This is a genomic window from Microcoleus sp. CAWBG640 (genome assembly GCF_020883015.1).
Taxonomy (GTDB): domain Bacteria; phylum Cyanobacteriota; class Cyanobacteriia; order Cyanobacteriales; family Microcoleaceae; genus Microcoleus; species Microcoleus anatoxicus.
Genome location: NZ_JAHRFC010000005.1, coordinates 116,458 through 135,250 on the forward strand (window position 1 = coordinate 116,458; position 18,793 = coordinate 135,250).

General features: G+C 44.3%; 13 protein-coding genes and 20 tRNA genes. 27 read left to right on the top strand and 6 right to left on the bottom strand.

Annotation, left to right across the window (positions count from 1 at the left end; all coding sequences use genetic code 11):
* Nucleotides 1-38: 38 nt before the first annotated feature.
* The 3 genes from AAFP11_RS04495 to AAFP11_RS04505 all read left to right on the top strand — a co-directional run bounded on the left by AAFP11_RS04495 (nt 39) and on the right by AAFP11_RS04505 (nt 3,996).
* Complete coding sequence (locus AAFP11_RS04495; protein WP_341735953.1) at nt 39-1,952, top strand: hypothetical protein; 1,914 nt, start codon at nt 39-41, stop codon at nt 1,950-1,952.
* Nucleotides 1,953-2,099: 147 nt separating this feature from the next.
* Nucleotides 2,100-3,236 carry an AAA family ATPase gene (locus AAFP11_RS04500; RefSeq protein WP_341735954.1) on the top strand — a complete coding sequence of 379 codons (1,137 nt, stop codon included), beginning with the start codon at nt 2,100-2,102 and terminating at the stop codon, nt 3,234-3,236.
* The gene (locus tag AAFP11_RS04505; protein WP_341735955.1) at nt 3,229-3,996 is read left to right on the top strand and encodes a hypothetical protein; all 768 of its coding nucleotides are present in this window, start codon (nt 3,229-3,231) and stop codon (nt 3,994-3,996) included. The genes AAFP11_RS04500 and AAFP11_RS04505 overlap by 8 nt, the downstream gene beginning before the upstream one ends.
* A 75-nt stretch (nt 3,997-4,071) precedes the next feature.
* Here AAFP11_RS04505 and AAFP11_RS04510 read toward each other — a convergent pair whose 3' ends face one another.
* Together AAFP11_RS04510 and fetB are read right to left on the bottom strand one after the other, a co-directional pair.
* Nucleotides 4,072-4,713: a Uma2 family endonuclease gene (locus AAFP11_RS04510; RefSeq protein ID WP_341735956.1), complete on the bottom strand. Its 642-nt coding sequence runs from the start codon at nt 4,711-4,713 to the stop codon at nt 4,072-4,074.
* A 448-nt stretch (nt 4,714-5,161) separates the two neighbouring features.
* Entirely contained in the window at nt 5,162-5,941 is a 780-nt protein-coding gene (gene fetB, locus AAFP11_RS04515; protein WP_341735996.1) for an iron export ABC transporter permease subunit FetB, read from the bottom strand.
* 127 nt (nt 5,942-6,068) lie between these two features.
* Here fetB and AAFP11_RS04520 point away from each other — a divergent pair, with 127 nt between their 5' ends.
* The 4 genes from AAFP11_RS04520 to AAFP11_RS04535 all read left to right on the top strand — a co-directional run bounded on the left by AAFP11_RS04520 (nt 6,069) and on the right by AAFP11_RS04535 (nt 10,766).
* Nucleotides 6,069-7,238, top strand: a complete 1,170-nt coding sequence (locus AAFP11_RS04520) for a DegT/DnrJ/EryC1/StrS family aminotransferase (RefSeq protein WP_341735957.1) — start codon at nt 6,069-6,071, stop codon at nt 7,236-7,238.
* 170 nt (nt 7,239-7,408) lie between these two features.
* Nucleotides 7,409-9,085, top strand: a complete 1,677-nt coding sequence (locus AAFP11_RS04525; RefSeq protein ID WP_341735958.1) for an AarF/ABC1/UbiB kinase family protein — start codon at nt 7,409-7,411, stop codon at nt 9,083-9,085.
* Between the two features lie 206 nt (nt 9,086-9,291).
* A complete protein-coding gene (locus tag AAFP11_RS04530; RefSeq protein WP_340517878.1) occupies nt 9,292-9,633 on the top strand; it encodes a hypothetical protein in 342 nt (113 codons plus the stop codon).
* A 182-nt stretch (nt 9,634-9,815) separates the two neighbouring features.
* Nucleotides 9,816-10,766: an NAD-dependent epimerase/dehydratase family protein gene (locus AAFP11_RS04535; RefSeq protein ID WP_341735959.1), complete on the top strand. Its 951-nt coding sequence runs from the start codon at nt 9,816-9,818 to the stop codon at nt 10,764-10,766.
* 244 nt (nt 10,767-11,010) lie between these two features.
* Here AAFP11_RS04535 and AAFP11_RS04540 read toward each other — a convergent pair whose 3' ends face one another.
* The 4 genes from AAFP11_RS04540 to AAFP11_RS04555 all read right to left on the bottom strand — a co-directional run bounded on the left by AAFP11_RS04540 (nt 11,011) and on the right by AAFP11_RS04555 (nt 15,405).
* Nucleotides 11,011-12,033, bottom strand: coding sequence for an Npun_R2821/Npun_R2822 family protein (locus AAFP11_RS04540; protein ID WP_341735960.1), 1,023 nt, complete (start codon nt 12,031-12,033; stop codon nt 11,011-11,013).
* A 192-nt stretch (nt 12,034-12,225) separates the two neighbouring features.
* Complete coding sequence (locus tag AAFP11_RS04545) at nt 12,226-13,098, bottom strand: Npun_R2821/Npun_R2822 family protein (protein WP_341735961.1); 873 nt, start codon at nt 13,096-13,098, stop codon at nt 12,226-12,228.
* Nucleotides 13,095-14,069, bottom strand: a complete 975-nt coding sequence (locus tag AAFP11_RS04550) for an Npun_R2821/Npun_R2822 family protein (RefSeq protein ID WP_341735962.1) — start codon at nt 14,067-14,069, stop codon at nt 13,095-13,097. The genes AAFP11_RS04545 and AAFP11_RS04550 overlap by 4 nt, the downstream gene beginning before the upstream one ends.
* Before the next feature lie 406 nt (nt 14,070-14,475).
* Nucleotides 14,476-15,405 carry a polysaccharide deacetylase family protein gene (locus tag AAFP11_RS04555; protein ID WP_341735963.1) on the bottom strand — a complete coding sequence of 310 codons (930 nt, stop codon included), beginning with the start codon at nt 15,403-15,405 and terminating at the stop codon, nt 14,476-14,478.
* 666 nt (nt 15,406-16,071) lie between these two features.
* Between AAFP11_RS04555 and AAFP11_RS04560 the strand changes: the two genes are divergently transcribed.
* From AAFP11_RS04560 to AAFP11_RS04655, 20 genes are all read left to right on the top strand, one after another.
* A tRNA-Asp gene (locus AAFP11_RS04560) sits at nt 16,072-16,144 on the top strand.
* 5 nt (nt 16,145-16,149) lie between these two features.
* Nucleotides 16,150-16,228, top strand: a tRNA-OTHER gene (locus tag AAFP11_RS04565).
* Nucleotides 16,229-16,302 (top strand) — tRNA-Cys (locus AAFP11_RS04570).
* 58 nt (nt 16,303-16,360) lie between these two features.
* Nucleotides 16,361-16,435, top strand: a tRNA-Met gene (locus tag AAFP11_RS04575).
* A 3-nt stretch (nt 16,436-16,438) separates the two neighbouring features.
* Nucleotides 16,439-16,513 (top strand) — tRNA-Trp (locus AAFP11_RS04580).
* A 6-nt stretch (nt 16,514-16,519) separates the two neighbouring features.
* A tRNA-Glu gene (locus AAFP11_RS04585) sits at nt 16,520-16,593 on the top strand.
* Nucleotides 16,594-16,598: 5 nt separating this feature from the next.
* Nucleotides 16,599-16,673, top strand: a tRNA-Lys gene (locus AAFP11_RS04590).
* A 13-nt stretch (nt 16,674-16,686) separates the two neighbouring features.
* A tRNA-Tyr gene (locus AAFP11_RS04595) sits at nt 16,687-16,768 on the top strand.
* A gap of 219 nt (nt 16,769-16,987) precedes the next feature.
* Nucleotides 16,988-17,074 (top strand) — tRNA-Ser (locus AAFP11_RS04600).
* Nucleotides 17,075-17,077: 3 nt separating this feature from the next.
* Nucleotides 17,078-17,150, top strand: a tRNA-Phe gene (locus AAFP11_RS04605).
* Between the two features lie 6 nt (nt 17,151-17,156).
* Nucleotides 17,157-17,231 (top strand) — tRNA-Asn (locus AAFP11_RS04610).
* Nucleotides 17,232-17,241: 10 nt separating this feature from the next.
* A tRNA-Gln gene (locus AAFP11_RS04615) sits at nt 17,242-17,320 on the top strand.
* Nucleotides 17,321-17,325: 5 nt separating this feature from the next.
* Nucleotides 17,326-17,399: transfer RNA gene (locus tag AAFP11_RS04620), tRNA-Gln, on the top strand.
* Nucleotides 17,400-17,428: 29 nt separating this feature from the next.
* A tRNA-Leu gene (locus AAFP11_RS04625) sits at nt 17,429-17,505 on the top strand.
* A gap of 6 nt (nt 17,506-17,511) precedes the next feature.
* Nucleotides 17,512-17,586: transfer RNA gene (locus AAFP11_RS04630), tRNA-Leu, on the top strand.
* A gap of 4 nt (nt 17,587-17,590) precedes the next feature.
* Nucleotides 17,591-17,663 (top strand) — tRNA-Pro (locus tag AAFP11_RS04635).
* A gap of 112 nt (nt 17,664-17,775) precedes the next feature.
* Nucleotides 17,776-17,849 (top strand) — tRNA-Leu (locus AAFP11_RS04640).
* Nucleotides 17,850-17,944: 95 nt separating this feature from the next.
* Nucleotides 17,945-18,016: transfer RNA gene (locus AAFP11_RS04645), tRNA-Thr, on the top strand.
* A gap of 618 nt (nt 18,017-18,634) precedes the next feature.
* Nucleotides 18,635-18,708, top strand: a tRNA-Arg gene (locus tag AAFP11_RS04650).
* A gap of 6 nt (nt 18,709-18,714) precedes the next feature.
* Nucleotides 18,715-18,791, top strand: a tRNA-Ala gene (locus AAFP11_RS04655).
* Nucleotides 18,792-18,793: the final 2 nt, after the last annotated feature.

An 18,793-nucleotide genomic window follows, 5' to 3' on the forward strand; every position in this document is an offset into this window, starting at 1 on the left:
AAATTGTTAGTGTGGTGAGAACGTAAGGAACAATTAATATGAAAGTAGCAGCGCGACAAAGCAGAGCGGAAATTCTAGAAGTAGATTTACATAAACATTTACAAGCAGCCGGATTTAAAAATTTACCACTTTATCTAAGCTGCGATTTTCAAGAAGCATCTTTAACAGTAGTTGGAGAACATCCGCGCAGTTTGGTTCTCAAAGCTAAACAAACTTTTGCGGTGCTAGAAGCAGCAATTCTGGAATTGCAACCCCAATCTATTCAACAGATTGGACTTTGCCTGAAAATTACCGGGCAAAAACAGCCCTATGCGTTTCATTCTTTTACCATGAATCACCCTGTTTTGTCAAGGACAAAAACAGTGGAAATACCGCAAAAAGCCGCAGCAATACCCGCAGATTCAACGGAAAGTGCGATCGTACTTAAAGTACCGGAGACGCAGCAGACAACGGAGACAACTCAGGTACCGGATGTAGCTGCTGAGTCGCCCTCGGAAACAGAGGATGGAAACCCATGGTTAGAGGAAACTTTTCCCGATGTGTGGGAGACTCCCAGCCATGAGGAACCGATCGCCTTTAAAGTCTCAGCAATACCGACAGATGGCGAGCTAAATCCCTTCGATCCGCTGGATTTAGAACCTGTCACCGTCACCAAAAAACCCAAGCATTCACCGTTTGTGAGCTTAGCTGTAGTAGCTATTTCTAGTGTGGCGATCGTAGTTTTGGGAGGCGTTTATTACCTGCTGAGTCGCCCTTGCGTTATCGGCGAGTGTACCCCATTGGCTGATGCTCAACAGTTAAGCGATAATTCAGCGAGGACGCTCAAAACTTCAAAAGTTGACAATACTCCCGAAGCAGCGCAAGAACAGTTAAAACAGGCGATCGCCCTTTTAGAACCTATTCCATTTTGGTCAATTCATCACGGCAAAGCTGAAGAGGAACTTGACAGATACCGCAGGCAAAGTCAGAATTTAAACTTGGCAGTAGATGCCGCGAGACTGGCAGTATCCGCCGCCGAAATAACCGAAAATCCGCCCCATAGCGCACAGAATTGGCAAGAATCCCAGTCTCTGTGGCAAAGTGCGATCGCCAAACTCAAAGAAATTCCCCAAAACAGCACAGCTTATCCCTTTGCTCAACAAAAGTTAAAGGAATATCGCCAAAAACTAGCAAAGGGAAATAGACAGTTAACCACAGAAAAAAAAGCCGAAAACCAACTGCTAGATGCCAAAAAGACAGCCCAAATAGCAGAAGCCCGCGCCATAGTAGCTCAGCAAGCAGAAAGTTGGGAGAAAGTGCAAGCAAATTGGCAAAAATCCCTCGACAAGCTATCAGACATTTCCACCAATACGGAATCTTACGAACAAGCGAAATCCCTGATTCCTCAATACGAAACCAAACTATCAGAAGCTAGCGAGCGAAAACAAGTCGAAGCAATGGCAGAAGATGCCTATACTCAAGCAGTAACAATAGCTGCTCAAGCGAGAATTTTTGAGGAGCGAAATGCTTGGTTTCAAGCATCAGAACACTGGCGACGAGCCTTGAGTTACGCCGCCAAAGTTCCTCCCACAACTTCTTATTACTTGAAAACCCAACCACTGATGCCTTCCTATAGAACTTATTTGCACGAAGCAGAAGTTAAGTTGCAGGAAGAAAGGACTTTACAAAAAGCTCGCACTGATTTAGATAAAACTTGCAAGGGAAATCCCAAGATTTGCGACTATACTGTTAGCAAAGATTTGATTGCGGTGCAGATGACGCCCGATTACGTGCAGAAACTGCAACAAATTTTCATTCAAGCCGACTATAACAATGCTACCAAGACTCGTCAAGCTGTAGAAAAGCACGTTCAAACTCTGCAACTCGCTTTGGAGGCGATCGGCGATAACGCCAATATTCCCATGCAAGTGTACAATGCCGAAGGCAAGCGGATTGGCACTCACGGCAAGTAGTTGGGATTGGAACAGATTTTAGCGTGGGTTGGCGGAGGCGATGAAGTAAATATTTAACCGCGACTAATCCACCAACCGCCACGCAAAGTCAAAATATGCGATCGCAAATCCTGTAAAGAACGCTATAAAAAGGATGTTATAAATTAAATGCTAGAAAAGGTCAAACTTCATAACTTCAAAAGTCATAAAGATACAGAACTTAGTTTAGATAGTTCACGCCTACACGCACTGGTAGGACAAAACAGTTCCGGTAAAACATCTGTTTTGCAAGCATTACATTATCTCAGTCTGCTTGCTAATTCATCATTTGCAAACATTTTTCAGTATGAAAGAGCGCCTGAATTTCTTACAACAATTGGGCAAAATAATATGTCCGTTACTGTAAGTGGTTTTTGGAAAAACCCAGATCGAAATGATTGGGAAGCTTCTTATGACTGGAGACAAAGAGTTAATCATTCTTGGCATCCTAGAGTATTATGGAAGGCCGATAAAAACCAGGACTATAGGGAAGTAATATCCGAAACTTCCTTAATCACTACGGAAGAGCCAATTCAGCAATCTTTGAGAAACGCAGTTCATCTGAAGCTCGTAGCCAGTAATCTTGCTAAAGCTGCTTACAGCGATGCAATTACGCCGCGAGTTGAGTTCGATGGTTCAGGGTTAGCACCTACCTTAGACTATCTTCGTGACGAAGCTCCAGATAAGTTTCAATCTTTACAAGAAATGTTGAAACGGATTGTACCAGGTGTACGCGAAGTCGGTGTAAAACGAGCCAAGGTCATGGTAAATCGCCAACGCTTAATCGAAGTCGATGGCAAATCTATCTCTTACGAAGAAAGTCAGGAAATGACAGGGCAAGAAGTTGTCCTAGACATGAATACTGGCAAGCGTATTCCAGCCCATGCGATTAGCGAAGGAACAATGCTCGCCCTCGGATTACTGACTGTTTTGATGAATCCTAATCAACCTAATTTAGTATTACTGGATGATATTGAACAGGGACTTCATCCAAAAGCACAACGAGAATTGATCGCTGTTTTCAAAGAAATCATTCAAGACAACAACAACCTGCAAATTATTTTTTCCACCCATTCTCCTTATATTGTCGATGAACTTACTCCGTCTCAAGTTCATGTATTAAGCAACAACAACTCAGGTGTTACTCGTTCCAAACGATTAGATGAACATCCTGATGTAGAATGGGCAAAACAAACTTTAACCACCGGAGAATTCTGGGATGCGGAGGGAGAAGATTGGGTGGTTGCAGGAGAAATTAATGATTGAGTTTGTGGTGATTGTCGAAAGTAGTGCAGACGCACGAACCGCTACTAAATTAGCCGATCGCGTTTTAGTAGATAAAATTGATTGGTTAGAGTGTGAGACACTGCAACACCTATTTGAATGGAGTGGTTTAGAAGCTGGTACAGAGAATTCTTGCTGGAAAAATATTGATGATATAACTAAACGTCTTTCAGATAAATTTAAGTTCCCCACCATCAGATCAAATGGAAAATTTAAAAGTGATGGTCAATCAGCTAATAAAATTATCAAGTTAATCAGTTTTCTACAATACAAACAAAAGAGAGATATTAAAGCCGTTATTTTGATGCGTGATTTAGACAATCAACCTCAGCGAAGAGAACATATCGAGCAAGTACGTTTAGAGAATATTGATCGACAACCTAAATTAGCAATTATTATTGGTACAGCAGACAGAATGCGGGAAGCCTGGGTTTTGAATGGGTTTGTTCCATCAAATCAAGAGGAAGCACAAATCCTGAAAGAGATAACCACCGAATTGACGTTTAATCCTTGCGAAGAATCACACAGATTACGCTCTAACTCATTGACAGAATCCGATCGCATTAGAAATCCTAAAGTTGTTGTCGAAAAGCTAACAGGTGGCAATATGGAACGGGAACAACAGTGCTGGGAAGACACGGATCTGGAAATTCTGCGAAAAAAAGGTGTTCAGACAGGGTTAACAGCCTATATTGATGAAATCGAAGAACGATTAATTCCCATCATTGGATCTCCTGAGTAAAAGTGGAACCTAAACACCTTACAGCTATAAGTAGCGCGTAAAACCACTTTTTGAATAAGTCCAGTTAATTCCAAACTAATCAGTATCCCCAGGAATCTCATCCGCAATCAATCCAGCCTGAAAAATTTGTTGCGCCGTCAAATTCAACTCTGGGAAAGTTGGCGACTCAATCCGATCATCTCCCCGAAATTGACTAATTTCATACTCGCCATCAATCAACCGATAAACCGAAATAGTCGGTTGCTTAGGATTACCAATAAATCTGCGGCCGCCCAAACCGAGATAATCCACAATCCAGTATTCAGGAATCCCGATTAGTTCGTATTCACCTACTTTTTTGATGTAGTCATCTTGCCAATTCGTGCTCACGACTTCAACAACCAGCGGAATTGATGCCCCTTGAGTCACAGTGGAGAATTTTTTCCACAGAGGTTCTGATGCTAAATTCGGACGATTTAAGATCAGAATATCGGGCGAATAAGCTGATTCGTTTTCTGGGGGCTTAACTAATGCTTGTTTGGGGATGAAGTAGGGAAGTTTTACTTTTCTAAACTCAGCGGTTAACTCTGAGGCTAAAAAACCGATAACTTCTTCATGGTCTCCTAATGGCTGTGACATTTCAACAATCTCTCCATTGTGCAGTTCATAGCGTCCGTTTTCTGGCTTCCATTCCGCAAATTCTTCAAAACTTAGTGTTTTAGTTGCTATTTGAATCATGGTTATTCTCCTTAGTGGTGATTAGGGCGGGCTAGAAGCCCACCCCACAAGATAACTCATATCAAATCTGGTAGCATCGGAATTGATATTACTCACAGCCAGGAGACGGCAATGCCCATTGGTGTCAACTTAAGCCTGAAAGCCTTGGGAAATCTGGTTTTTGCCTGAGTCTAGATCCCCCTAAATCCCCCTTAAGAAGGGGGACTTTGAGAAGACTCCTGTCCCCCCCTTCTTAAGGGGGGCTAGGGGGGATCTAGATTTAATAGTCAAACAAAAGTCTCTGACTGGGTTTGACGTTAAGTTGACACTAATGGGCAATGCCGTGTCCCTACAATTAATCATAGTAGGGAAACGGCACGTGCAGTCTCCTCATTCCCAATTCCCCATGCCCAATGCCCAATGCCCAATTCCCAATTCCCAATGCCCAATTCCCATGCCCAATTCCCAATTACCATTTAATCAATTGTGCATCTTGATTGAAAAACCTGCGACACAATCCCTCAGTCAATAGCAAAGTTGCGATTAAAGTTGCCAGCGCTAACACAAACATAATCAAAATCTGGTAAGATGCTGCATCCAGAGGGGCAACACCACTGAGCATTTGACCTGTCATCATGCCAGGCAAAGTCACAATTCCCACAACCGTCATTGTATTTAAAGTGGGGATTAATCCAGCTTTAATAGCATCTTTGCGATACTGCTTGACTGCTTGCTGGGGGGTGGATCCTAAACTCAGATGGGTTTCTATTTCTAACTGACTACCATTAATTGTACTCACGAGTCTTTCACCGGCGATCGCCCCGGAATTCATGGCATTTCCTAGTATCATCCCCGCTAAAGGAATCAGGTATTGTGGTTCGTACCAAGGCTCAGGTTGTAGAATTAGCAAATTTGTATAGGCCAAAGTCAAGGCTGTGCCGGTCAAAATTGAACCCGAAACTAAAGGTAGTAAATTTTTGATTTTTTTGCTGATGCGGTTGGTGGCGACTACGCTAGCTGTTGTCACCATGATTGCTAAGACTGCTAAAACCAGCCAAGGATTTTTAGCATTGGGGTCAAATACGACTGCCAGCACGTAGCCGACTAAGATTAACTGGATCAGGGTGCGCCCCGCGGCGATCGCGATCGACCCGGACATTCCCAATTCCTGCCAAGCCGAAAGCCCGATCGCGATCGCCACCATGCCCAAAGCCCAACCCAAATCCGTAAAATCTAGCAAAATTAACACAGGAACTCCGTTTCGATAAAGTGATTGTTGGCGCGTCAAAATATAAGATATTGCAATAAAGGTGTCTGGGAAACAGTTTTGCTGCAAGAATTTGGTTTGATAATGGTTGAAATTTATGGTGTGAAGAGTGAATAATGTCCCCCCCCTCGACTTAACCAGCCAATACGCCCTGATTGGCGAGGAAATAGCTGCTGCGGTACAAAAAGTGCTTGCCTCTGGTGGCTACATCGGCGGCCCGGCGGTGAAGAATTTTGAACAAGAGTTCGCCAACTACACCGGAGTTTCCGACTGCGTGGGCTGTAACTCCGGCACCGATGCCCTGATTTTAGCTTTGCGGGCGCTCAAAATTGGCCCTGGCGATGAAGTCATCACCACTCCTTTTACCTTTTTTGCCTCGGCTGAGACAATTAGCGCCGTCGGTGCAACTCCAGTGTTTGTCGATATTGACTCTGGGACATTTAACATGGATGTCGATCGCCTAGAAGCAGCCATTACCCAAAAAACCAAGGCAATTATGCCCGTGCATATCTTCGGGCAACCCACAGACATGACACAGCTCATGGACATTGCCAACAGACACAATCTAGCAGTCATTGAAGATTGCGCCCAATCTGTCGGTGCCCAATGGGAATCTCAAAAAGTCGGCAGCATCGGCCATGTAGGCTGCTTCAGTTTTTATCCGACCAAAAACTTAGGAGCTTGCGGCGACGGCGGAGCAGTCACCACAAACGATCGGGCCCTGGCAGCATCCATGCGGATGCTCAAAGAACACGGCCAGTCCTCCAGATACTTTTACGAAGAAATCGGCTACAACAGCCGTTTAGATGCCATACAAGCAGTGATTCTCAGCATTAAATTGCGATATCTCGACACCTGGAATGCTCAGCGGCGCGAGAAAGCCGAATTCTACAGCGAAATTCTCTGCCACATCCCCGGAGTAGCCGTACCACAAGAATTGCCCAAAGCAAAAGGAGTATGGAATCAATACACCATCCGGCTCACCAGTCCAGAAAACCCGCACTCCCCTATTTCTCCCTCTAGAAATTTTCGCGACTGGATGCGGACTCAGTTACAGGAAAACGGCATCGGTTCCATGGTTTACTATCCGTTACCTTTGCACCTGCAACCTGTGTACAAATCTTTAGGTTATCAGCCTGGTCAGTTGCCCGTCGCGGAGCAAGTTTGTGGCGAAGTCTTGTCTTTGCCCATGTTCCCAGAACTGTCGAGGGATCAACAAGAGCGCGCGATTTATGGACTCAAAGATTGCTTAGCTCAATCAGCGAGGTTTTTTGACTAAGCACTTGTACTTTTATGTACTATAGTTAATGAAAAGAAACAAATTTAGAAGAAGGAAGAAGGAAGAAGGAAGAGGGAAGAAAGTTTTAACTACCCATGCCCAATGCCCGATACCCAATGCCCAATACCCTATTAATTGTCAATTTCGGAAACTAAGAGGAAAATAAACGAGTGCGTCAGTATCAATCTACTCAAGCTAGACGCTACGATCCACAAGCGATCGCTCAGTATTACCGCAACCGTCCTTGGAAAGCAATTTGGCGAGCCATCACCGTTATTTGGTCCTTTGCAGGCTTCGTCATGGGGATGCTGTGGGACAGTTGGCAGCACGAAGTCGCCGCACACCAGCCGGAACGAGCGGCACACCTGCGACAAATACTGACTCGCTTGGGCCCCACTTTCATTAAAGTCGGTCAAGCGCTCTCGACCAGACCAGACTTGATCCGCAAAGACTTTCTCCAAGAACTGATCAAACTCCAGGATCAGTTACCGCCCTTTGACTCTGCCCTGGCTTTTGAGATTATTGAAGCAGAACTCGATCGCAAAATTAGCGACACTTACAGCCAAATCTCCCCAGAACCAGTCGCAGCAGCCAGTCTCGGCCAAGTCTACCGGGCTCGTCTCATCACCGGAGAAGCAGTCGCCGTCAAAGTTCAGCGACCAAACTTGCTCCCCATCTTGAGTCTTGACCTCTACTTAATGCGCCAGGCCGCCGGATTATTAGGCCCATTATTGCCACTAAATCTCGGTCACGACCTCAGTTTAATTGTCGATGAATTCGGCATTAAATTGTTCGAGGAAATCGACTACATCAATGAAGGCCGCAACGCCGAGAAATTTGCGACAAATTTTGCCGATGACCCGACAGTAAAAGTACCGAGCATCTACTGGCGCTATACTTCAAAATCCGTTCTCACTCTTGAGTGGATTGACGGCATCAAGCTGACCGATATGGCAAGCGTTAAAGCCGCAGGTTTGGATACCAATAGCTTAATTGAAGTCGGAGTCCGCAGCGGTTTACGACAGTTGCTAGAACACGGATTTTTTCACGCAGACCCCCATCCAGGAAATCTATTTGCTCTAGCGGACGGCCGCATGGCATATATCGATTTTGGGATGATGGATCAGATGGAAGAAACAACTAAAGAAACTTTGGTTGATTCCGTCGTTCATTTAATCAACAAAGATTATTTAGAGTTAGCCAAAGATTTTGTAAAACTCGGCTTTTTGACTCCAGATACAAATATTATGCCGATCGTCCCGGCCCTAGAATCTGTACTGGGTGATATCATCGGCGAAAAGGTAGGAGATTTTAACTTCAAAACGATTACAGACCAGTTTTCGGAATTGATGTACGATTATCCTTTCCGAGTCCCGGCGAAATTTGCCTTAATTATTCGCTCTCTGGTAACGGAAGAAGGTTTGGCCTTGACGCTAAATCCAGATTTCAAGATAGTTGAGGTTGCCTATCCTTACGTGGCGCGACGTTTGTTGAACGGGGAATCTCCGGCACTGCGGCGGCGCTTGATTGAGGTATTATTCAAGGATGGCAAATTCCAGTGGAATAGATTAGAGGAGATGATCGCGATCGCTAGGTCCGATCGGAGTTTCGATCTACTGCCGACTGCACAACTAGGTTTACAATTCTTGCTATCCGAGGAAGGCTCGTTTTTGCGACGCCAGCTAATGCTAGCTTTGATTGAGGACGATCGCATCCACACAGCAGAAGTTGGCAGCCTGTGGAACCTAGTCAAGGAAGACCTGCAACCAAGCCGCCTATTCAACGTTGCTCTGGGCGCATTAGCAGAACTTTCCACAGAAGGAGCCGCCGCCCTCACTCGATTTTAGTCAGTTGTCAGTTGTCAGTTGTCAGTTGACAGTTGTCAGTTGTCAGTTGACAGGAAAGCAGTTGTCACTCAACGCCGTCAACAGTTAACAATTAACAGTCAACAGTTAACAGTCAACAGTCAACAATTCCCAATTCCCAATTCCCAATTCCCATTACCCCAAAAGAATTATTCGTGTATTATTTCCCCGAACCTCCCTATTTTTTTATGACTGCTGGACTCCTAGCAGGAATAGCCTCTGGCTTAGCCTTTGAAGGAACCCTCAAAGAAGCCGTAAAGCTGTGGTCAAAAAATCGTGCTACTCGCACTTTAGCAAACCTGCAAGGATTGCAATTATTCATACCTTTCCTGGGAATGGCCGGAGGAATTTGCGTATTTTTAGCTTCTGGTGTAGAGATTTTTGGACTTCCCAAATTGTTCGCTTACGCTTTATCTTTCCCACTAACCGTACTCACCGGCTGGCTAATTTGGAGACAGCTAGGTAAGCTATTGTTGGAGTTAGAACGGGGAGGCTCCCAAGCCCTTGACTTAGATTCCTATGAAGGATGATAGTTAACAATTACCCCCCTTTTTTTAGATAAAAAAGGGGGTTAATTGTTCTCTAATCTTTGAGCCTAATTAATTTAGATGATTTTTGAACCGCAGAGGACGCAGAGAACGCAGAGTTAGAGGCAGAAGAGACTCGCAATTTATTCAATAATTTTTGTAAAAGCTTTAAAATCTAAAATAGAATGAGTATTTTTATTGTTACGGGTGCCGCGGGATTTATTGGTTCTAACTTAGTAGAAACTCTTTTAAATAGAGGGGAGACAGTAATAGGTGTTGATGAGTTCAACGATTATTACGATCCTTCGCTAAAACGTAAGAATATTGCACGATTTGAAAACTATCCTGGTTTTGAATTAGTGGAAGGAGATATTTTGTCTCTAAATTGGTCATCGCTTTTGTCCGATGCTAAGGTGATTTTTCATCAAGCCGCCCAGGCGGGAGTTCGTGCTAGCTGGGGCGAGGGTTTTCGCAGCTATACCGATCGCAATATTAACAGCACTCAAGTATTATTAGAAGCTGCTAAAAATGCACCAAGACTGCAAAAGTTTGTCTACGCTTCTTCTTCCTCAATTTACGGAAATGCTGAATCTTTCCCCACGAGTGAAAATGCTTGTCCCCAGCCCGTTTCTCCCTACGGAATTACCAAGTTAGCTGGTGAACGTTTGTGCGGGCTTTACTATCAGAATTTTGGTGTTCCCACAACTTCGCTGCGTTATTTTACTGTTTATGGGCCTCGACAGCGCCCTGATATGGCTTTTCACAAGTTTTTTAAGTCGATTTTGTTGGACCAGCCGATTTCTATTTTTGGCGATGGATTACAAACGCGGGATTTTACTTTTATCAGCGATTGCGTTGCTGCTAATTTAGCGGCGGCTGAGGTTGCAGAAGCTGCGGGGGAAGTTTTTAATATTGGTGGGGGAAGTCGGGTGGTTTTGAAAGAAGTTATTGATACAATAGAGCAGATTGTCGATCGACCCCTTCGGATCGAATTTACCGAAACGGCGCGGGGTGACGCGCGACACACTAGCGCTGATGTATCTAAAGCTAAGAAAATATTGGGTTATCAGCCACAAGTTAGTTTAGAAGCAGGTTTAAGGCGCGAATGGGAGTGGATTCAGTCTTTGTACGGTTAAATCCTATAACACTTACCCAAAAAACCCGGTTTCTTGGAAAAATCGTCGCTATATCCGAGAGATATTGATGCAGAAACCGGGTTTTTGACCGGTTTATCAAGTAGGGACACGGCATTGCTGTGTCCTCTATATCATTCCGATACAACTGGATTTGATATGATTTAACCGCGAAGGCGCAAAGGACGCGAAGGAAGAGAAGAGAGAGAGATTAATAATTACGATGATGAGAGGATTTGATATTATACTATTTATCCCAGAAATTCCGCAACTTAAATTGAACATTATTAACTTTTTGATTTCCCCAACTTTTGAGATTTCTGTGGAAGCGAACTAGCAAATTTGGAGGGGTGAGTTTTGGCTGGGTTTCCGGCGACTTCAAATAACGGTAGTGCAGAAATATATCTCGGTAGGGAATCTCCACATCTTCGCCAGCACACAATCTATTAATTCTGGCCGCCGAAATACTCATGTAGTGCAAATAAGTCAGCCGCCGTCCTTTATCGTATAGAACATTATCTATCACATCAAATTGAGAAGACCAATGATTCCCCGTCACCTGTTCTGGTTGAGCATAGGCAAAGTTGTAAAAAGAGATTTGGCTGCGGGCGACTAAATAGTTAAGTAAAGATTGGTCAGCCCCCCGCAAGGACATAATTTCCGCTTCTCCTGATGTTAAATATTCTAAATATTGAGAGCAATTATTACGATTTAAAATCCCTGATTTTGACGCAAACCAACCCGCACAAAAAGTATGAGATTGCAGTTGGTCAATATTTAAAATTTGTGGCAATTTGGGAGACGATAAATCAAATATATAATTGAGGTCTGATTTGTATTGAAAATCGTTAGCTACCCAATCAAAGTCATCAAGTTTTTGATATATGTAATCCAGAGTTCCCATTAACAGAGTGTCTGCGTCAAAATAGATAAATTTATCAAAATCGCCGTCAAAACAACATAACTTTCGGTGCATTTCCAAACATTGAACTGGTTTCCAACCTTTAGATTTCCAAACTTTTTGAGCTTTTCCATGAGTTTGCCAAACTTGAGTGGCAAATTTTTCCCAAAACATGATTGAATCGGTATTTTCAAACAAGGTGACATGAGGACGAGTTGCAATTTCTACGCGCACTTTTTGCAGTCTCTCATCATAGGGAATGATGCAAACTGGAATATCTTTTGCCCCATTCACTTCCAGACTGTTTAATAAGGCGACTAAGTGGTCGAAAACCACATCATTTGCTAGTATATAAATACCATTGGTCATAATTTGAAAATAAATTATATCAGGTTCTGTTGATTGGCTGGTAACGCTGATCCGGAGGATCTACCTCCAATTTCACTCCGCAATAAGCGAGGCAGAGCCTCTGGATATCGGTTCCCAGGCAGAGCCTGGGAACCAGTTATGGGGAAAATTAACTATCTCGTAAACCCGCCCCCTCCCATGCTACAAACAATATTATCCATGCAAATATCGAAATATTCTTTGCACTAAATTTGGTTTTTCCTCATTCAGATAACGATAATGTTTCCACAGTTTCCAGTAAGGACTACCAGATTTAATCGGTATTCCGGCCCAATGAATATATTTTAACCTTTTACCTTTGTCATAAAGCACATAATCTCTTTCCTGAAAATGCTTGGAACCAGCCCAGCTTCCCGGTTCTGATTCGGTCGATTTCACCAGGTTACAGCGTTTGGGAATTAGTTTAAGAATCAGGTAATTTAGTATAGGTTGGTCAGTGACATTTTGAGTGAAGTCGAAATATTCTCGATGCTGCGAACATTCGCGCAATATTTCGTACATTTGCGATTCTGAAATAGTTCCTTTCCGCGAAGCCCAAAAGCCGCTGTTGAAGACATCTTGAAGTTCGGAATCTGTGAAAATATTTTGTGCTTTGACAATGGGTGAAAATACATTCCGCAGTTTTTCGCTGAGGTGGTGGTAGTCGCAGCAAAAAAAGTCTACTTCCGATAGTTTGTTGAGGTTGGCTGCGATGTCTTCAAAGACGATGATATCGGTATCGATGTACAGAAATTCGTCGAGAGGGCCAAACCAGGCGACGAGTTTTCGCATTTTGTTAGGGAGGGCCAAAAAATTGCGATCGAATATTTGCCCAATTTCTCTGGTAAACTGTTCGACAAACTCCAGATTTGGGAACAATTGGACTCCGTGGAGATGGCTGAGTGTGGCGGCGACTTGCTGATAATTCTCATCGAAGGGGATCAGAAAAATTGGTACTTGACAATTGTACAAACCTATGCTGTTCATAAGTGCGATCGCACTTTCCATCACCCGATCGTTCGCCACAATATAAATACCGCGATTCATGTATTTATCCTCAACCTTCTCCATACCCTTGTTAACAAATTCGACCTAGAAACCTCAGTATAAGACTTCGGCGCTTCCCGAAAAACTGGACTCTGGGAGGGTTCCCGGAGATAGCGATAATGCAGAAACAAATCGCGATAGGGAAAATCAATATTTTCCCCCGCACAAACTCTCCGAATTAAATCCGGCGGCACCCCAATATAATGAATGTAAGTCAGTCGGTTTCCCTTATCATACAAAATTTTATCTTGCTCTTCAAAATGTTGAGAACTGACACAACACCCAGTTTTTGCATCCTCCGGTAAACTATAAGCAAAATTATAACTACTCATGCCAGTTTTCATCACCATATAATTGAGCAAAGGCTGTTCTCCCGCACCTTCATAGAGCATTTCCCCATCGCCAGATTGCAGTTGAGATACCAGCCATGCTCTAGTATTTTGCTCAAAAAATCCTTGCTTACTGCCATAAAATCCAGAACAAAATATTTCCAATTCTATCCGCTTTTGCTCAAATACTTTAACCAGTTTGGGTGAGTTAATGTTGTAGACTTTAGTAGGGTCGCTAAATTGAAAATCATAAACTACAAAATCCGATTTATCTAACTGCCGAAAAACTGCATCAAGGGAATTCATCAGCAAAGTATCAGCATCCATATAAATAAACTTTGCAAACGGACCGTCGAAAGCACAAAAGCGTCGGTGTGCGCCGTAAAGCCGAAACTTTTTGCGGTTCAAACGCTCTGGCGCAGCAGCTTCCATAAATTTGTCCCATCGCTCAATAGAAGCGCTATCTTCATAAATAAAAACATTGGGACGGTTAACAATTTCCCCTTTAATTTGCTGGATTTTGTCATCGAAAGGATAAATACAAACGGGAATACTTGAACCTAAAATAACTTCAATACTGTTGAGCAAAGCAACAAGTTGGTCGTAAACTGTATCATTAGCTAACGTGCAAATTCCATTCATAAAAGCACCTCTCAATTCCCCTCTCGATCGCAAAATAGTCTCAGAAATCTCTCTGCGTCCTCTGCGCCCTCTGCGGTAAAAAAATCCCAATCCAACCAGAAACGATCGCGTATCGACCAACAAATAATCTCAGAAATCTCTCTGCGTCCTCTGCGCCCTCTGCGGTAAAAAAATCCCAATCCAACCAGAAACAAGCACGTATCGACCAAAAAATAATCTCAGAAATCTCTCTGCGTCCTCTGCGCCCTCTGCGGTTAAAAAAATCCCCCTCCAACCAGAAACGATCGCCTATTTAGACGTTCCTACCGCAGCCGTAGGAGGGATTCGAGTCTGTTTAACTAAACAGTCCGTGAAGAACAGGCAGGATGCCTGTTCCACAATTATGGGAGAATTCTCATGGTTTGAGCTACGCTTGTTGCTCTGGCATTTCCAGCAACTCAGGAATCGTCACAAACCGATATCCCTGCTTTTTCAAACCAGCAATCATATCAGGTAAGGCTTTAATAGTACGAGATCGATCGCCCCCGCCGTCGTGCATCAACACAATCGCACCCGGTTTCGCACCCTTGAGCACATTCTCCACAAAAGCTTCTGGTTGAGCCCGCCGATCGGTATCTGCGGAAGTTACAGACCACATTACCACAGAATAATTGTGCTCTTTGGCATACTTGGCCAAGCCGTTATTCAAAACTCCCCCAGGTGGGCGAAAGTAAGTTGTCTTAACTCCCGTTGTTTCGTAAATCAGTTTGGCCGTGCGATCGATTTCGTCAGCAGCCGTCGCCGCATCCATTGGATCGTAGGGATGATGCCATGTATGATTGCCGATCGCATGACCTTCGGCCACAACTCTCCGAGCAATTTCCGGCGAACTTTCCAGAGATTTACCTATCCAAAAAAATGTGGCTTTCACATCATTTTGCTGAAAAATATCTAGCATTTGTGCCGTCGTTTCCGGCCATGGCCCGTCATCAACGGTTAAGGCAATAACTTTATCTGACTTGTTGACTTGTCCCTCAAAAATAGTGGTTCCTTGAAATTTTTCTGGCGGTACAAAGGTCAGCAGTTTTTCTTTCGATTCTAATACAGTGAGAAGTTGTTGAATCTGGCGATCGAGATTAAACCCTGTTTGATTGTCTCCTACCTCATGAAATAAAGGATTGGAGGTTAAAGATTGGTTAAGATTTTGCACCTGAGCCACAGCAGTGCCCGGATGGTCATTCGGCTGGAACTCCGGCAGTAGGGCACCCAGGACCAAGCTAATGGCTGCTCCTGTCAGTAAGATCGCCACAAAACGCCATTTTTTTCTTAGTATTTGAAATAAATGATTTCCGCTCACTTCAGATTCCTTTCACTCCACAATGCCCAATATGATAAAGGGAATTGTGGCGAAAAAATCTAAAGCCGATCTATATAGATCTCAGAACCCCGACTTCTGTAACCAGTCGCAGTGCTAACAGCAATATCCTGTGTCTACTGCCGGCTCGATCGCACCAAGCCTGCAAGTTCCGACACCGATCGCAAAATATCCCAAACATCCTATCTAGGTTAAGTTCGATCGGCTCACAAGCCATCTGCTTTTCCAGAAGGGGCCACCCACAGGCGGCGAGAATTCAGAGAAATGGGAGTGTAGTACAGCTTCAGCATTGAATTTACCTCCCGTGACACTACCACTTTAGCTCCCACATCTCTTGATTTATCAGAGGTTCAGCCCCAAAACAGCCCCTCGGCTTTCCCGCCAAGCAGCAGATCGAAAAAAAAATTGTATTACCCCCTTGACAGTTTTGTAATACATAATGTAGTATAAATGTATGGCGAAGGGGAAAGAGCCTCAAAGCTTTATCTCAAGAGCAATATGAACCTTGACAACCAAATAGATAATTAATCATGTCACAGACTTTTGGACCTTGGCGGTGTAGACTCCGGCAACAATAACTCCCTTGAGTTGTAGTACGCGGAATCAACCGCCACCCCGTCCAAACAGAAATTCCCAACAAAAATCTGTGGGGTTGTAGCTCAATTGGGAGAGCGTCGCTCTGTCACAGCGAAGGTAGCGGGATCGAAACCCGTCAGCCCCGTCGATAGTCCCGTAGGCAAATTGGTTGAAGCCGTCACCCTCTCTGGCGTGAAGATTGCGAGTTCAAACCTCGTCGGGACTCCCAGGTTAGATGGCCGAGTGGTTTAAGGCATCGCTCTGCAAAAGCGATTTTCGTGAGTTCAAATCTCACTCTAACCTTTGTTCCTATTTATTAATAGGAACAACCTCAAATCTGAAATTTCAAATCAGATAAAATTGCAGCGTAGCTTAACGGTAAAGCCCCAAGTTCATACCTTGGTTAATGCGGGTTCAAATCCCGCCACTGCCACCAAATGCAGGGATGATGTAACTGGCAACATCTCAGTCTCCAAAACTGATTTTCTGAGTTCAAATCTCAGTCCCTGTGCCAATTTATAGTGCTGTAGGCAAACGGTATAAGCCGCTTGATTTTCAACCAAGTGATTGCGGGTTCAAATCCCGTCAGCACTTTGCGTGGGTCGTTGGCAGAATGGTTTTGCAGCCGCCTTTTAAGCGGATGGATCGAGGTTCAATTCCTCGGCGACCTACCAAACCTTCTATCTTGGGCCGGCCCTCCTATTGGTGTGGGTAGCTGTCTGTAAAATAGTAGCTTAAAGCGTTGCTGGTTCGATTCCAGCCCGACCCATTTGTAACTGTATTATGACGTACACAAAAAACCCGGTTTCTGAGAAAAATCTTGCATCTCTACCAGAGATATTGAGATAGAAAACGGGTTTTGGACCCCCGTGGGTGAGTCTTGTGTATTTAATATATAGTTGCAATCTTGAGAATGTGTTGTGACAGGACAACAACTCAGTTAGCGCGACTGAAGATTTGAGGGTTCAAATCCCTCCGTTCTCGCTATGGAGAAGTGGCCGAGCGGCTTATGGCGCTTTCCTGCTAAGAAAGAGCGGTTTAACACCCGTCGTGGGTTCAAATCCCACCTTCTCCGTTTCCCCCGATAACTCAGTTGGTAGAGTGCTTGTTTGAAGAACAAGAAGTCGTCAGTTCGATACTGACTTGGGGGATTGCGTTGCCTCATAGCTCAATGGTAGAGCAAGCGGCTGTTAACCGCTAGGTTGTAGGTTCGAGTCCTACTGAGGCAGCCATTTTCTAAATTGCCGGGTAGACAAATTGGTAAAGTCACCTGTCTCTGAAACAGGAATTTATGTAGGTTCAAAGCCTACCCTGGCATCCAATTATTCGGAAGTCGCCTAATCGGTATGGCACCGCTCTTTGAAAGCGGACAAATGCAGGTTCAAGCCCTGCCTTCCGAGTTCTGCTATTACCAAAGCAGATCAATTATACTCCTGTAGCCCAATTGGTAGAGGCCGCAATTTCAAAAATTGTGTTGTGTGAGTTCAAATCTCACCAGGAGTACCAAAAATTGCTCTTGTAGCCCAACTGGAAAGAGGCGCCGGTCTTAAAAATCGGATGATGCTGGTTCAAATCCAGCCAGGAGCATCAACGGGATGTAATTCAGCGGCCAGAAGCCATGCTTTGGGAGCATGGAGTCGTTGGTTCAAATCCAACCATCCCGACTTTACCCCTGTGATGCAATTAGTAGACATCTCTTGTTGAGTGCAAGAGTTTTGTTGGTGCAAATCCAACTAGGGGTATTGGGTATCAAAACCCAAAAGTGCGATGGATTTTGCTCCTGTAGCCCAATTGGTAGAGGCGCTAGACTTAGGATCTAGTTAGTGCTGGTTCGATGCCAGTCAGGAGTATTTGGTGACATCGCGGGTGAAGTAGCCTGGGTAGGCTTGGAGGTCTCATAAGCCTCTTTTTAGTAGGTTCAACTCCTATCCCCGCCACCAAAATTGCAGGTGTGATGTAACTGGCAACATGAGGCTCTTGTAAAGCTTTCTTGCAGGTTCAACTCCTGTCACCTGCTTGGGTAAATACGATCGCTCTTTAGGCAGAAGTGCGATCGCCACCTTCCCAAATTTGCAGTTGTCTTTCTGCTGCAACAAAACAGTTAACATACGGCGTGGGATAAACAAAATAATCGTAAGCTAGCGCCATTTGTCGCGCGGCTTCGCGATAAGGAACTCTGCCGATTCCAGTTCCTAAACCCGGACAAACGACACTCTTAGAGCGCCGCGCTATGCGCTACCGCGCACGCTTCGCTAACGGACGCGGATGTTGTGGGTTCGAGTCCTACCTCTCTCGTTGTTTTTGCTTTGATTTAAGGAGGTTGATTCCATTGCATGATTAGTTTTTTATAGTAACAGCGATCGCCCTTTGCGTATCCCAATCTTGGGAGCCTACATACTTTAGTACGAGAGGAAAGGTAACGCTGTCTTGTGCAGCGGGCGTTTGCGAACGAGGAGTGCGTTGAACCCGGCAGGTTGGCTTGAAAGTAGCCATCCTTTAAAGAGTGTGTAGTAACTCATCGGCCCAGTCCCTCTAGTAACTGAGAAAACGCAATGCTCTGATAACTTGTACGCCAAGTGCGATCGCATAATGTTACCCTTGGAGCCAATTCTCAAGTTCTATTAACAAACAATACGGGAGTGTAACTCAACTGGACAGAGTGTCGAGCTTCTACCTCGAAAGTTGTGGGTTCGAGTCCTACCGCTCCTGCTGAATGGGTTCGTAGCTTAATTGGTAAAGCATCTAACTGGCTGTTAGAAAGATATCGGTTCAAATCCGATCGCAATCCACCAAA